9 protein-coding genes and 1 pseudogene are annotated in these 15,221 nt (G+C 63.2%); all 10 read left to right on the top strand.

Annotated features, from left to right (window positions below):
- Window positions 1-376: 376 nt before the first annotated feature.
- Entirely contained in the window at window positions 377-790 is a 414-nt protein-coding gene (locus ACZ5DH_RS12440; protein WP_464254573.1) for a cytochrome c maturation protein CcmE, read from the top strand.
- 123 nt (window positions 791-913) lie between these two features.
- A complete protein-coding gene (locus ACZ5DH_RS12445) occupies window positions 914-2,929 on the top strand; it encodes a heme lyase CcmF/NrfE family subunit (protein WP_464254574.1) in 2,016 nt (671 codons plus the stop codon).
- Window positions 2,930-2,947: 18 nt separating this feature from the next.
- Window positions 2,948-3,574, top strand: a pseudogene (locus ACZ5DH_RS12450) (ABC transporter ATP-binding protein); the annotation flags it as partial.
- A gap of 215 nt (window positions 3,575-3,789) precedes the next feature.
- Window positions 3,790-4,467 (top strand): heme exporter protein CcmB, encoded by a 678-nt coding sequence (locus ACZ5DH_RS12455; RefSeq protein WP_464254575.1) that lies wholly within the window; start codon window positions 3,790-3,792, stop codon window positions 4,465-4,467.
- Window positions 4,467-5,159, top strand: coding sequence for a cytochrome c biogenesis protein (locus tag ACZ5DH_RS12460; RefSeq protein WP_464254576.1), 693 nt, complete (start codon window positions 4,467-4,469; stop codon window positions 5,157-5,159). Before ACZ5DH_RS12455 ends, ACZ5DH_RS12460 begins: the two co-directional genes overlap by 1 nt.
- A 72-nt stretch (window positions 5,160-5,231) precedes the next feature.
- Window positions 5,232-5,369, top strand: a complete 138-nt coding sequence (locus tag ACZ5DH_RS12465; RefSeq protein WP_183722052.1) for a CcmD family protein — start codon at window positions 5,232-5,234, stop codon at window positions 5,367-5,369.
- A complete protein-coding gene (locus ACZ5DH_RS12470) occupies window positions 5,362-6,072 on the top strand; it encodes a tetratricopeptide repeat protein (RefSeq protein WP_464254577.1) in 711 nt (236 codons plus the stop codon). Before ACZ5DH_RS12465 ends, ACZ5DH_RS12470 begins: the two co-directional genes overlap by 8 nt.
- A gap of 479 nt (window positions 6,073-6,551) precedes the next feature.
- Entirely contained in the window at window positions 6,552-7,334 is a 783-nt protein-coding gene (locus ACZ5DH_RS12475; protein ID WP_464254578.1) for a tetratricopeptide repeat protein, read from the top strand.
- Window positions 7,335-7,580: 246 nt separating this feature from the next.
- The gene (locus tag ACZ5DH_RS12480; RefSeq protein ID WP_464254579.1) at window positions 7,581-12,776 is read left to right on the top strand and encodes a 7TM-DISM domain-containing protein; all 5,196 of its coding nucleotides are present in this window, start codon (window positions 7,581-7,583) and stop codon (window positions 12,774-12,776) included.
- Window positions 12,777-13,409: 633 nt separating this feature from the next.
- Window positions 13,410-14,828, top strand: coding sequence for a phospholipase D-like domain-containing protein (locus ACZ5DH_RS12485; RefSeq protein WP_464254580.1), 1,419 nt, complete (start codon window positions 13,410-13,412; stop codon window positions 14,826-14,828).
- Window positions 14,829-15,221 lie beyond the last annotated feature (393 nt).

Genomic DNA, 15,221 nt, shown 5'->3' on the forward strand with positions numbered 1-15,221 from the left:
ATTTCTTTCAGTCAACTCCGCCCAGGCAGGCGCACCGGTTGCCCTGCGGCCGCTGCGGCGCATTGCCTTGTGACCCGACGGGTCGCCTGTCACGCCTTTTGTCTCAAGGAATTAACCACTTACCTAGCTGCATGATGGGGAATAGCCGGCGGCTCCCTCTGTGCCTTGATCACAAAATCCGCGCCGCACCCTGCTTCGCCCATCTAACAATAATTATTCTCATCTTGTCAGAGGGGCGGAAATGGTCTAGGTTGTTTTCCGTACAGACGCGTATGCCGACCCAAAGCCACGGGGCACACCTTCACGCGCGCGACACGCCGCCCCCGGCGCGTTCCGCCTTGTGATCAAGCGCGTATACCGCAGGAATGAGGTAATCATGGCCCGCAAAAAAAACACCGGCATCTATATAGTCGCCCTGCTGCTTTTTCTTGGCGGCGTCGGCTATCTGGCCTATTCGGGCTTTTCGGAAAACAGCGTGTATTTTCTTAATGTTTCCGAAGCCAGAGCTTCCACGCCAGACAAACTGAACGCCGCCCGGCTTTTTGGCACGGTGGCGGCTGACGGCATTGAAAAAGCCCCGTCAGGCTCTGGCGTAAATTTTCTGCTTGAAGACAAGGACAATGCCAGCCAGACCATCGCCGTCCGGTACCGCGGCACTGTACCCGACACCTTCAAGGCGGGCGCGGAAGTCATCGTTGAGGGCGGCATGGACGCTCAGGGCAGCTTTGTGGCCAAAACGCTGATGACCAAGTGCCCTTCCAAATACCAGAAAGAGAACCGCCAGAGCTGACGGCAAACCGGCAGCTTTCAGGCCCGGCATAGTGCCGGAGAGTAAGCGCATGGGGCCGGCCCTTCCGTGAGCGGAAGCGCGCGGCCCCGCACTACGGCCTCAGGGCCTTGTAAAAGGAGTCCCATGTACGTTTTTGCCTTTGCCCTCCTTCTGTTGGCCCTGCTCGCCTCTCTGGGCGGCGGCGGTCTGGCCCTGCTGCAATTGTGGCAAGGACGCGAAGACTCCCTGCGTATTGTGGAAAAAGCCCATGTCGTGATCAGCGGCGCGCTGCTGCTTGCCTCCGCCATTCTGCTGCACGCGCTTTTCTGGTTTGATTTTCAGGTGCAGTATGTGGCCAGCTATACTGACCGCATCCTGCCGGTCTTTTACCGGCTGACGGCCTTCTGGGCCGGACAGCCCGGCTCCATGCTCTTCTGGGCGCTGGCCGTCGGCGTCAGCGGCTCCCTTTTCGCATGTACGCGCGCGTTCAAGAGGCTGAGCGGCTCCACCCGCTTGTGGTACTGGACGTTTTTTTATTCCATCATGGGCTTCTTTGCCCTTATCCTTACCAGCTGGAGCAACCCCTTCATGCTGCAAAGCCCCGCCCCGGCGGACGGCAACGGCCTGAATCCCCTGCTCCAGAACCCCGGCATGATCATCCATCCGCCGTTGCTGTTCCTTGGGTACGGCGGCTTCACCATTCCGGCATGCCTTGCCCTGGCCCAGTCTCTTTCGGGGCAGGCGTCCGTTGAAGGCGCGTGGTACCGCATTTCACGGCCGGCCATCATCCTGGCCTGGCTGTTCCTGACGTCCGGCATAGTGCTCGGCGCGTGGTGGGCCTATATGGAACTCGGCTGGGGCGGCTACTGGGCATGGGACCCCGTGGAAAACGCCTCCCTCATTCCCTGGCTCATCGGCTCGGCCGCCCTGCACACCCTGATCATTGAAGACCGCCGCAACAAGCTCGGCCGCGTCAACGTGGCCATGATGGCCCTGACCACGGTCTCGGCCTTTTTTGCCACCTACCTTGTGCGCAGCGGCATCATTGACTCTGTTCACGCCTTTGGCGACGGCGGCGTGGGCACGCCCCTCACCTGGTTCATCCTCGTCGGGCTTGTGGTCTCCATCTGGGTTCCCCTGATGGCCCCAAAGCAGGGTCGCCCCCTGGCGGGGCTGGACAGCCGTGAAGGCTTTCTCACCCTGGTGGCCTGGGTGCTGCTGGCCCTGGCGGCCATCATTCTCGTGGCCACCATGTGGCCTGTCATCAGCAAGCTGTGGGCCTCGGCCCCGCGCGGGCTGGACGCCAACTTCTACAACCGCGTCTGCCTGCCCCTGGGCGCAGTGCTCATGCTCATGATGGCTACCTGCCCCTGGCTTGGCTGGGGCGGCGGCCTGCGCAACAAAACAGCCTTCTTCAGCGTTCTGGGCGCTTTTGTGGCCAGCGGCGCGGCCATCTGGTTTATGGGCTATCGCCAGCCCACGGCTTTGTTGGGCGCGGCTTCGGCCATCGGCATCGTTACGGGAATGCTCTTTCAGCTGGCCGACAAGGCCGTGCGGCGGCAGCCCAACACGCTGGGCGCTCTTGGCGCGCACCTGGGTATGGCGCTCATGGCTCTGGGCATTGCCTTTTCCGGCCCGTACAAGCAGGAACGCGACCTGCACCTTACCGTGGGGCAGTCGCAGACGCTGGCTGGCTACACGGCTACGCTGCTGGAACTGAATGAAGGCGCGCGCCCCGGCTATGACTATATCGCCGCCCGCATCCGCGTTGTGGACAAGGACGGCAAGGAGCTCGGCATTGTGGCCCCGGAACGCCGTTTGTACGAAAAGTTCGGCAGCATGCAGTTTTCCGAGGTTGACGTGATCCCCAGCTTTGGCAACGAGGTTTACGCTTCGCTGCTGGGTCTGGACGAAGACTCGCACGTTGTTGTGAAACTCAGCGTGGAACCGCTGGTCAACTGGCTGTGGATTGGCGGCGCCATCATGAGCATTGTGCCCCTTGTGGGTCTGCGCCGCCGCAAGCGGGCCAGCGCCGCCGAAGCCGCCGAACTGGCCGAGGGCATGGACGAAGACCTTGATGGTGGCATGGACGGGGACCAAGGCGGAGAGACCACGGGCGCAGCCAGCGCCAGCTCCGCAGGCAGGAACAAATCGGCCTAGTCCGCCGGAGTGCCGCCAGTGCTGGAACTTGTGCGCGTTGCCAAGACCTATGGGGTCAAGGTCATCTTCAAGGATGTGAGCTGCGCTTTTGCGCCCGGCACTGTTTCTATGCTGGTGGGGGGCAATGGCGCGGGCAAAAGCACGCTCATGCGCGTCATGGCGGGGCTTTCGCGCCCCAGCGCGGGCCAGGCCCGGCTGGCGGAAAACGTCCGCGTGGGCTACCTCGGGCACGCCACGTTCCTGTATCCCGGACTTACGGCTCTGGAGAACCTTGCCTTCTGGAGCGATGCCTGCGGTCTTGCGCTTTCGCGCAAGGATATCATGGCCGTCCTTGAGCGCGTGGGGCTTGAGGCTCACGCGCAGGAACGGGCCGGAGTCTTTTCACGCGGCATGGCGCAGCGCCTGAATCTGGCCCGCATACTCATGCAGGAGCCCAACCTGCTGCTGCTGGACGAGCCGGGCACGGGCCTTGACGCCAACTCGCTGGCCCTTTTGCGCCGCGAGGTGGCCGAAGCCCGGTCCCGCGACGCCTGCGTCATCCTTATCAGCCATGATCTGGCGGGCGACGCGCCTTTGGCGGACCGTCTGCTGGCTCTGGATGGGCGCAGGCTGGCCTATGACGGCCCACCCGCCGACTACAGTCCAGCGGGCGCGACCGCCGCATCTGACGCCTCCACGGACAATGCCACGGACAATGGCGCTGCAAAAGCCGCTGCCCCAATGCCGCGCGGCGCAAGCGAGAATCCGCCAAACAGCGGACACGGCAGCGGGCACGAAAATGCACTCGACAGCATGCAGAAAAACGCCCGTAGCGGTAAAAATTCCGACACGGACGGCGATGCGCCGAAGGGAGGCCCGCAGTGCTGCGCCTGACCCTGGCCATGGCCCGCAAGGACCTTTCCCTCACGCTTTCGCGTGGCAGCGGTCTTGTGCAGGCCCTGCTGCTCGGCCTGCTGTTGCTCTTTGTTTTCAGCCTGTCGCAGGGCGTGGGCGAACGCATGACGCCGCAAAGCGCGGCTGCCGTGTTCTGGCTCAGTTCCGCCTTTTGTCAGGTGCTTATCTTCAACCAGCTGTACGCGCTTGAAGAGGCCAACAACTCCCGCCTGGGCCTGCTGCTCTGCCCCGCGCCCATCCAGGCCGTGTGGCTTGGCAAGGGCTGCGCGGGGCTGATTTTGCTGCTTCTGGCCCAGATCGTTTTTTTGCCTGCTGGCGTGATCTTTCTCGGGCAGGAACTGGGCGGCCCCCTGCCGCAGGCCCTGGCCGCCCTGGCCCTCACGGACGTGGGCATGTGCGCCATGGGTTCCCTGCTGGGCGCTCTGGCCCAGGGTCAGGCAGCGCGCGAATCGCTGCTGAGCATTGTGCTTTTCCCTTTGCTGACGCCCCTTCTGCTGGCGGGCATAAGCGTGGGGGCGCAAGCCCTTGGCGCGCCCAACGCCGACGGCCCCGGCATATGGCTTGGGGTGGCGGCGGCTTTTGACGCCGTATTTTTAGGGGCCGGGCTGCTGCTGTTCGGCCATATTTACGCGGGAGACGAATAATGCCCAAATTTTCTGCGCTGCCGCAGTTGCTGGCCCTTCTGGGCGGCCTGGCTTTCGCCGCCTGCCAGTGGCTTATCTATGCCTATGCCCCTGTGGAGCAGACCCTGGGGCTGCCACAAAAGATTTTTTACGTTCACCTGCCTCTGGCCTGGTGGGCGCTTATGAGCTTTTTTGTGGTGTTTCTGGGCTCGGCAGCCTATCTGTGGCGTCGCAATCCCGCTGCTGACCGGCTGTGCGCCGCCGCCGCCGAGACAGGCGTACTGCTGAGCGGGCTCGCGCTTGTCACGGGCATGCTGTGGGCGCGCCGCTCGTGGGGCGTCTGGTGGACGTGGGATCCCCGCCTGACGACCACCCTCATCATGTGGTTCATCTACGCCGGCTACCTGGTGCTGCGCGGCCTCGACCTGCCGCAGCAACGCCGCAACGTGGTCTGCGCCGTGGTGGGCATTGTGGCCTTTCTGGACGTGCCCCTGGTGTTTTTGTCCGCCCGTATCTGGCGCTCCATCCACCCTGCCGTATTCGGCAACAAGGGCGGCGGCCTGGAGCCGGAAATGCGCCTCACGGTCATAGCCTGCGTGATTTCTTTCGGCCTGTTGTGGGCCGGGCTGGTATGGATTCGCAAACGCCAGCTGGACCTGGCCGCGCGCCTTGACGCGCTGCAACAGAACAGGCTGATGCAAGAAGGACTGTAACCGCGCGGCCCGCCGGATGCCGTGCGAGCCATCGCTGCACGGACGCGGGTTCGGGCCTTCCCCGGAGGATATATGGATACCCTGACCTGGATTATCATGGCCAATGCCGCCGTGTGGATTGGCCTTGGCGCGTACCTGGCTTTTATGGGAGCGCGCCAGCGCGCCCTGGCCGCACGTCTGGCCCAATGGGAGATTATCAATCATGACTGACAGCCCCAAGCGCACCACGTCCTCGCGCGCGCTTATTCTCTTGCTGGCCCTGGGCCTTGTGACCATGCTGGCCTCTTCGCTCAAGGAGCGTTTTGAAAGTCCCGGCCTCACCGAGCAACGGCGGCCCGGCCCGGCTGCCCAGGCAGGCGGGCAGGACAACGATGCCCAGCAGATAGGCAAACTCATGCGCCAGATCGCGGAAAACCCCAATGACAGCACCTCCATGATCCACCTTGTGGAGCACCTCATCGGCGCGCAGAACTGGGACGCGGCTGAAACCTTTGCACAGCGGGCCGTCACGCTGGATGCGGGCAACTCCAAGCCCCTGTATCTGCTTGGCGTCATCATGCACAACCAGGGGCGCAACAAGGAAGCCGCCGAAGCGCTGGAAAAGGTGCTCGCCATCAAGGACGAGGCCTCCGTGCGCTACAGCCTGGGCGTGCTGTACCTCTATTTTCTTGAAAATCCCGCCAAGGGCATAGAGCATCTGACGGCCGGTCTTCATGACCCCAAGGCCTCAGATGAACTCAAAAAGGCCATCATGCTGGAACTGGAAAAAACCCCGCAGCCCGAGCAGAACGTCAAGGCCGCACCCGCCGCTGGCGAAAATGCCACGGCCGCGCCCGCTGCGGGCGAAAACGCCAAGGGCAAAAGTACCGACAAGCCCGCCAAAACCAAGGCTCCTGCCAGCAAGACCAAGTAGTGAGGTCTGGCGCAGAGCCTGCGGCACTGCATCCTGCGCACGGGCAGCAGAACCACAGCCCGGCATGCGGCCATGCCGCTCGCAGAGCATTTTACCTTTAAAAAATGTTGTATGCTCAGGGCTGCACGGAGTGCAATACGCCGCAACATGGCGTGAATTCAGCCAAAATAGCATCTTTAGCAGAATGACACATTGAAATGCCAAGCATTGCAAAGTTGATCTGATCCAGATGCACAACTATGGGCAAGCCTCCAGCACATACAGAAGCTGTGGGCTTGCCTCTTTTTTTTACTGGTTGTACCTTTTATTGCAAAGATTGCGGCCCTGAAGCCGCAACAACTTCGCCAACCGGCCAAAACGCCGCCTGTATCCGCCGCCGCTTTGGCCCAGGCATATTTTTACGTGACCCAACCGCCCAACTAGCGTCCGCAACGCACCGGGAACATCCGTTCCGGCGCGAAATGCCCCAAGAGGTTTTCATGGCCCGTCGTAAAAGCAAGAGCAAGAGTTTCCCCGGCACTACGCAAGAGCAGGCCCCTTCACAGGTTACGGCCAGCGGCGCGTCCCTGCCCGGCACGCGTCCCGCGCCCCAGGCAGCCCCCACGGCTCACGCCAGGGAAGAACAGCAGGATGCTGCCCCGGCAGGCATGGTGCGCAAGGGCACCTTTATCATGGGCGTGGCCGTGGCCTTGGTGCTGGGCCTGTATGTGGGCAGCCTGATTCCATCCATGCTGCACGGCTCCGCCCAGCAGCCCTTGCCCCCGCAACAGACGGCCGCACTCGGCGCGCAGGCTCCCGAAGGCGCACGCCCCGCGCCGCAGGCCAGCATGCCGCAAGTGACGCCCGAGATATCCGCACACATAGGCGAACTGGAAAAAGCCCTGCTGGACAATCCCCGCGACGCTTCGCGCTGGGCCAGCCTGGGCAATCTCTATTTTGACACGGGGCAGGCGCAAAAGGCCGTCTCCGCATACGAGCGTTCCCTGTCCATCGAGCCCTCCAACGCGCTTGTGCTCACCGATCTTGGCATCATGCAGCGCGAACTGGGCCAGTTCGACAAGGCCGTGGCGAGCTTTCGCAAGGCCTCATCCCTGCAGCCCGACCTTGAAAACGCCATGTTTAACGAGGGTGTTGTGCTGTACTATGACCTCAAGCGCAAGGATGAAGCCGAAATCGCCTGGAAGCGCCTGCTGAAGGTGAACCCCGGCGCGCGCGCGCCGGACGGCAAGCCCGTTTCCGAACTGATACAGCATTTGCATTAGAGCGTTGTACCTTTGAAAAAGGGTACATGCTCTGACGTTGCACGAGAATGCTGCGCGCCGCAACGCGGCGCGGATTCTGCCGGAAAGCGCATTTTTCGGCAGAATGACAACTTTAAAATATGAAGCATTTCAAAGTTATTCTGATCTAAAGCTGAAGGCGCGCGGCGCAGCCGCGCCTCCAACTTCAAAACATGCCCTTTGCAGGGGCATTGTCGCATACAGCCAGAGGATACAGGCGGAATTACCATGACATATACCCCCACCGGCTTTCATTCCGACAAAAACCTCACTAGTGCGCGCCAGTCCCGACGTGGTCGCGGCGCGGCTGCCCGCTTCTGCGCCACATTTCTGTGCCTGATTGTCCTGGCCGCACTGCCGGAAGCGCTCAGGGCCGCGCCCACCGAGGCGCTTCTTTCGCCGCCTCCGGTCAGCGTGCAAAAAGTCATGGTGCCTCCCCTCCTGCTGACGCCCAACGCTCCGCTCCTGCCCAAACTCCAGTACTTCATCGACCAGACAGGGACCATGGACGTGGAAGAGGTGGCAAGCCCCGCCAACGCCAGCGCCTTTCAGCCCCTGCAAATGAAAAACCTGCCCCGCACCGTGGGGATCATGTGGCTGCGCTTTACTCTTGCGCCCCTGCCCCAGGGCACAAAGGCCGGAGCCATGCTGCTGGACATGGGCTCCAGCGTGCCCGAGGGGCCGGTTCTTTATGAGCCGCACGCCAATCCCCTCACCGAGAACGTGGAGTGGAGGGAGATTGTCCCAACGCAGCGCGCCGTGCTTCTGCTGCCCGAGGCGACCAGTGAACCCCTGACCTGCTACATACGCCTTGACGGCCTGCCCGGCCTGTGGTTTGAGCCCATGCTGCGCACCCCGCAGGACGCCGCCAACAACTGGGGCAGCCTTTCGGGTACGGCGGCCATTCTGGCTCTGGCTGTGGTCATGCTGCTCTGCCTTTTGCGCGGCCTTTCCGAAAAAGGCCAATGGCGCGTGTGGACAGCCCTGTACGTGGCAGTGGCGCTGGCGCAGGCCATCATGGGCATGCCCGCCTACGGTTCGGGACGCATCACCATGATGGAGGCCGCCGCCGTGCTCAGCCCCGGCGTGGCCCTCATGCTGCTGCCCCACGTAGGCCGCCATCTTTTGCGCGCCAAACAGCGCTCACGCCTTCTGGACGCGCAGTTCGTGCTGCTCTCCCTGCCGGGCGCGGCGCTGGCGCTGCTGCCCCTCATGCCCGGCTTCGGCTGGCTCATACGCTATCTGGCCCTGTGGCCCATGTGCACCCTGCTCTTTGTGCCCAGCGCCATTGGCGGCGCCATCATGGGGCTTGGCGGGGCACGGCGCTTTCTGCTGGGCTGCCTGCTGCCGCCCCTCTTTGTGACCGCCGGAGTTCTGGGACTGGACAGCGGGTACGCCGCCAACCTCATGGCTTCGGCCCCCCTGTGGGGTACGGCCCTGAGCGCCCTTATCATCGCGGGCACGGGCGCCCCGCGCGACATGGCGCAGAGCGGCGCTACCGAACGCGGACGCAGGAACAGTAAAAAAGACGGTTCGCGGCCCGGCCTGGAAGGGCTTGGCGGCCCGGCCATGCCCGATTTTTCTGGTGATGGCGCTGCCCTTTTGATGGAAGACGGGGCCATAAACCTTGATCAGCCTCTGGATGACCCCAATCTGCGCCTGCTGCCGCCCACGGTCACCGCTGGCGGCAACGCCTGGAAACAGTCGCGCGAAAACGCGCCCCTGGGCACGCCCCCAGGATCGGGAACGTCCTGGGACGGCGCAACTGCAGCGCGCCAGCAGACCGGCGCTTCCGGCACGAACGGGCGCACCGGGTTCGCCAACGCCGACCCCTGCCTGTGGGAAAACGCCCTGCGCGCGCCCCTTGACCGCCTCATGCGCGAAGGCGCGGCCCTGGGCAACTGCGCCCTGCCCCCGGCCGTGCGCCAGTATGCCGAAAACATGCTTCAGGCCGCGTCCGATCTGGCCCATGTGATCGATAACCCAGGCAAGAGCCTGGAGCAGAGCCTCATTGGCGAAACCCGCAGTCCCTTCAACCTCCAGCATCTGGTGCGTGAAGCCCACGACGCCGTCGGCGCCACGGCAGAAAACGCCGGCATAGGGCTGGCCTGGTACATGCCCCCCCAGCTCGGGCACATGTATGAAGGGCAGGCGCAAACCCTGCGCGAAACCCTCTGCATGCTGCTGGAAAGCGCCGTGCGCGCCACCTCGCGCGGGGCCGTGCATCTTTCGGTGCGGCGCGTGCCTGAAAGCGCGGACCCCGGCCACCTGCTGTTTACGGTAACGGATACCGGCACGGGCCTGCCCCCGCGCAACCGCTCCACACTGGCCGTGACGCGGGCCTGGGAACTGGCCGGAACCAACAACTGCTACCTCAATGTTGAATGCGGCCCCCAGGGCACGACCATCTCCTTTACCCTGCGGCTCAAGCCGCTGGAACACGAGGCCGCAGAGCCGGAGACCCGCCAGGGCCATGTGACCATTGTGGCCGACAGGGCCGTTGAACGGCAGGACCTCGCGCACATGACCGCGGCCCTTGGCCTGCAAAGCACAGAGGCCCGCACCATGCGCGAGGCTCTGGAACTGAACAGGGAAGCCCCGGCCCTTCTGCTGGTGGTGCACTCCCCCATGGAAGGCCCTGCCGAAGCCGATGCGCTTGAGCGCTTCAAAAATCAGGCTCTTGAGGCTGGTCTGCCCTTTTTCAAGGCCCTGGCCATCACTGTCGATGACAGTCGCTGGGACGCCCTGGCGGAATCCGGATACACCCATGCCCTGCTGGAGCCTGTGGAACGGGCAGCCTTTGCCCTTACCGTACGCGAACTGTTTGAAGAAGCCGGGTTCGCCCTGACGGACGACGCCGCGCCCAACGACGACGCGGCGGAAGCCGCAGCCGATGACGGCGCGACGGAAACGCCGGAAGCGGCCAGGCACGCGGCCGACAGCGGCATCTTCCAACCCGGGGCCTCCTCTTCCATCCTGCCCGATCTCTTTGGCGAGGCTACCCAGTGGAAACCCGACGGTGACGAAGCCTCACGCCTGCCCGACCTCTCGGCCCTGCCGGAGATTATGGGCATGACCGACCAGATGCGCGAATCCGGCCTGCCCGTGCCGCCCGAAGCCGAGGTGCCCATGACCGAACCGGACGTCGCCATGGCTGAGGCCGACATGTCCGAACCGGAGGACGACCCCATCGACGACGCGGACGAACAGGGCGCCGCCATGGTGGCGAACGCCGGGGTTCTTCTGCCCGACATGGCTCCCCTGCCGGAACAGCCGGAAGACCCCGACGATCCCGATATCCCGGATCTTTCCAACATTGATTCCCTGCAGTTGCCGCTTCCGGGCATTGCCGACCGCGCGCATGCGGACGGCGCAGGCAACGGCAGCGTGGATATTTCCGTCAATGCGGATGCGGATCTGGGCGTTGCCCTGGACGATGACCTTGGCGTCGATACGGGCGTCGATACGGACGCTGCCCTGGACGCGGAAATGGATGCAGGACTGGATGATGGTCCGGATGATAGCCAGAACGCGGTTCTGGATACGGAAATGAACACCGAACCGGGCGTCGGCGCGGATGCCGCGCAGGCTGCCGGGGCGGAAACCACCGACCATCCAGAAACAGCGGAGCCTGCGGTCCCCATTGCCGCAGACCAGATCAATGATGCCGACTTCAGGGCCGCAGCGGGCCTGGAAGGCCCGCAGTGGGACGGAGACGCCATTGCCGCCCCTGAACACCATGCCACATGGAGCGTGGCTGCAACCCCCCTTTCCGGGCCAGAACAGACCATGACAGACGGCGCTGCGGCGCAGCAGCCTTCTGGCGCTCCGGCTGACGACACAGGGCAGGCAGCCGACACGGATATTGCGGAACAAAGCGGAGCTGTGATGGCCGACCCAGTGCAGGCCGGCTCCGCGTTGGCTGAGCCCGCCCAGGATTATCCCGCCCAAGGTGAGCCTGACCAAAATGAGCCCGCCCCGGCCGAACCTGTGCGGGACGAATCAGCGCAGGGCGAATCAACCCTTGCCACGCCGCAAACTGTGCCGCGGACAGAACCGCAAATAGTGGCAGACGCGTCAACGGCCCCGGCCGCAAGTCTGGCTGCCGCCATAAGCAATTCCGCCTCCAACGCGGGCCAACCCGTCATCACGGTTCAGGGCAAGATTGGCGAGGCCATACTCAGACCTGTCAACGCGCCCCTGACGCCCGCCGCGCCTGGCGCCACGCCACTGCACGCACCCCGCAGTGAAAAACCCGCCGCCACTCCGCAGGGGCAGATGACGCCGCAGGGCCGCGCAGCCACAGACGATGCCAGACTGCAGTCCGCAAGCCCCGAAGAATACCTGGACCGCAATCTGCCCGCTTCCGGAGCGGCGCTGCACGAAAAACTGAGCTGGGGCGACGAATGGGTGGGCGAACCCATGCCCATCGGCACGCCCCTTTCCGCGGGCGCACGCGCCGCCGGCACAGATGCCGGATCTTCCGCCGCCGTTTCCCCCAAAGCCAACGAAGCGGCCGCGCCACGCGGTTACGTGAGCCCCAGCCTGTCCGGCCCCGGAGAATGGGTGGGCGAGCCCATGCCCGTTTCGGCAAAACCCGCGGCAACAGCAGACCGCGCTGAGCAGGCCGCAAACCTGACGCCCGCCATGCGCCTGAAAACTCCTGCCAGTACGGCAACCGGGACCAGCGACCAGATGCCGAAACCCGCCGCCACAGCGGCAAAACCCCTTGGGGCCATCCCCTGGCCCAAGCCCGGCCCGGCTGAACCAGAACGCAATAACGCCGCCCCGGTTTCTTCTGAGCCGGTGCAGCCGGCGCAGAAACCCAGAGAATTGCCGCGCACGGCAACCGGCAGGCTCATTCTGAAACTTTTGGGCAATGTGGCGTCCACAGAGCCGGCAGCCAGACCCGCGCCGCCCGCCGCTGAAAACAGCGATACAAGCGCGGCAACCGCCCAACGCCACACAACGTCACGGCAGTCTGGCCCCGACGCCGAATCCTCCATAGTGGACTTCATCGCCGGAGCCGCAGCGCCGGCCCCCGCGGAGCAGCCAACAGGCACAAGGGGCGACGCAGGAATTACGGCGCGTCCTGCCCCGGCGTCGGCCCCCGCGCCTTCAGGGATGGCCGCGCAACCGCCCGTTGATGCTCCCCTTATGGAGATGCTGCGCCGGCTGGACGCCGCCATGGAAGACGCCCAGCGTGCGTACAAGGGCCGCAGCTGCCCCGCCGTTGGCCAAGCCGCCCGACGCATAGCCAGTGATTCCGATGCGTTCGGCCTCCGCGTACTGGCGCGCATGGCCAGTTGTGTGGAACGGGCCGCCAACGCCAATGACATGAACGCCCTGCGCGACCTTTTGCCCGAATTGGCAGTGGCTGTTGAGCGTAATCGCATTACCCTCAACCCGCGCAACCAGGGTTAGAGCCATTTTACTCAAAAATGCCTTGTGGGGGAGGGACCCTTTTGCAAAAGGGTCCCTCCCCCACGCCCCCACCCCCTAAAACTCTTATTGTTTTTTAGGTCGGTACAAAGTGCGCTCGGATTTGAAACGGAGATTTTGAGGCAGTGCCTTTCTGGCGTCACATCATCTCAAAGGTGACATGCTCGCAACGTGCTCGACGCTGCTGGGAATCGCATTTTTCCGCAGAATGACAACGTTGCTCTGATCAGGAGCGAACACCCTGGGGAGCACTTGACGGCGTTAGCACAATATGTCGCGCCGTCAGCGTTGAAGCGGGCGTGTCGTAAACATTGCGAATGCACACGCCACCATTGGTCCGCGCAAAAACATTTTGAGCCTGCCGTATTGCGTGCGTGGTACGCGAGACGGAGCGCGCCGTGCCATGCGCGCCCCGGCAGGAATGCTGTTTTTCGACAAAAAGCCAGCTCTGCGCTGCCGCCGCGCTACGCCAGTTGTCAGAACCGGGTTGCCCAGCTCTGGCCAGGGCAGGAGCATGGCGCGGCTCGCAGGGCGAGCCCATCAGTTTTTTCTATTACCACAGGCGGCTGGCGTCACTGGCCTTGCGGGGAAAAGCGTAATAATAAAGGATGTCAAATGATTATAGGTGTGCTGGAAACACTGGCCATTCTGGCCATACATATCCTGTCGTGGGTTGCCGTCTGCCATGCGCTGCTGACCAAACACGATCCGCGCGCGGCGCTGGGCTGGACGGTTACGGCCCTGTTGCTGCCGCTGATCGGCCCGCTTTTGTACGCCACCTTTGGCATCAGCCGGGCAGAAAGCCGCGCCAGCCGCATCATGCGGCGTCAGGAGCCGCTTGAGCCCGACTACGCCCACCCGCCTTTTTCCGAAAACCCGCCGGAAAAAGTGCCCGAATACATCATCAGCATGGAAAAAATCGGCCGTCACCTCACGGAACAGCACCTGTCCGGCGGCAACAAGCTCGCGACCCTGCGCAATGGCGACGAAGCCTACCCGCAAATGCTCGCGGCCATACGCGAAGCCAAAGAGCAGGTCTTTTTGTGCACCTATATTTTCAATGCTGGCAAGGTTGCCACGGAGTTTGGCGACGCCCTGACCGAAGCGGCGCAACGCGGCGTTGACGTTCGCCTGCTGGTGGACGGCATCGGCATGCTCTATTCCTGGCGCAAACCCTGGAAAAATCTGGCGGCGCACGGCGTTCAGGTTGCCATGTTTCTGCCGCCGCGGCTTTTTCCGCCGAACTTCAGCATCAATCTGCGCAACCACCGCAAGATGCTTGTCTGCGACAATACCGCCTTTACTGGCGGCATGAACATTTCTGATGACAACATCGCCGCCGGAAAGTCCAAGTACGTTCAGGACGTGCATTTTCATTGCCTGGGGCCCATTGTGGACCAGTTGCGCCGGGCCTTTCTGCTCAACTGGGGCTTCTGCACGGGCAAATACACGCCCCTGCCACCGGCCACCGGCCTGCCTGTCGGAGAGAGCCATTGCCGCATCATTATGGACGGCCCCGGTTCCGAAGCGGACGTTCTCAATGATATTTTTTGTGGTGTTGTCAACGCCGCCCGCCAGTCTGTGCGCATCATGACGCCCTATTTTCTGCCCACACACGGCTTTGTGGCGGCCCTGCGCAGCGCGGCCCAGCGCGGTGTGGACGTAAGGGTGGTGCTGCCCGCCAAAAACAACCTGTTTTACGTGCACTGGGCGCAGTTTCGCCTTCTGCCCACACTGCTTGAGGCTGGCGTGCGCGTCTGGTATCAGCCGCCGCCCTTTGCCCACACCAAGCTGCTCACCGTGGACTACTACTACAGCCAGGTTGGCTCGGCCAATCTGGATACGCGCAGTCTGCGCCTCAATTTTGAGCTGAATATGGAAGTGTTCGACCCGCAGTTTTGTGAAGGCATTGCTGCGCACATTGACGATGTCATCAGCCGCAGCACCGAAATTACGGCAGACAAGCTGAAAACCCTGTCCCTGCCCGTCAAGCTGCGCAATGCCGCCTGCTGGATATTCTCGCCGTATCTTTAGAGCATTTTAACGCGGAGCTGTCTTCGCGGCAGCCGTTGCTTTAGCCGTTGTGACGCAGGAAGCTACGGATAAAGACGGCAATGAGTTACGCAAAATCTTACCCAAAGAGTCGCTGTCGTTATCCGTAAGCCGCTGACGCTGCAACGGCTAACGCGCCCGAAGGGCTTGCCTGAACCGTTGACGAAACCGTCTTACGGGGCAGGACAGCATCGCTACGGATGGCGACAGCGATTGTAAGGGACAAGCCGTGTCGTTACGCATGCTGTCTTCAAGCGCAGCTTCGCGGCAGTCGTTGGCGAGTCTGCGAGCCTTACGAATGGCGACAGCGATTGTATGGAGTGAACTGTGTCGTTACTCAGGCTGTCTTTATCCGTCGCTTCCTGCGTCGCAACG

The organism is Desulfovibrio simplex (assembly GCF_055387835.1).

Coding starts and splice junctions, on each gene's coding strand:
- ACZ5DH_RS12485 (WP_464254580.1), top strand. CDS start 13,410: ATGATTATAGGTGTGCTGGAAACACTGGCCATTCTGGCCATACATATC.
- ACZ5DH_RS12440 (WP_464254573.1), top strand. CDS start 377: ATGGCCCGCAAAAAAAACACCGGCATCTATATAGTCGCCCTGCTGCTT.
- ACZ5DH_RS12445 (WP_464254574.1), top strand. CDS start 914: ATGTACGTTTTTGCCTTTGCCCTCCTTCTGTTGGCCCTGCTCGCCTCT.
- ACZ5DH_RS12470 (WP_464254577.1), top strand. CDS start 5,362: ATGACTGACAGCCCCAAGCGCACCACGTCCTCGCGCGCGCTTATTCTC.
- ACZ5DH_RS12480 (WP_464254579.1), top strand. CDS start 7,581: ATGACATATACCCCCACCGGCTTTCATTCCGACAAAAACCTCACTAGT.
- ACZ5DH_RS12465 (WP_183722052.1), top strand. CDS start 5,232: ATGGATACCCTGACCTGGATTATCATGGCCAATGCCGCCGTGTGGATT.
- ACZ5DH_RS12475 (WP_464254578.1), top strand. CDS start 6,552: ATGGCCCGTCGTAAAAGCAAGAGCAAGAGTTTCCCCGGCACTACGCAA.
- ACZ5DH_RS12460 (WP_464254576.1), top strand. CDS start 4,467: ATGCCCAAATTTTCTGCGCTGCCGCAGTTGCTGGCCCTTCTGGGCGGC.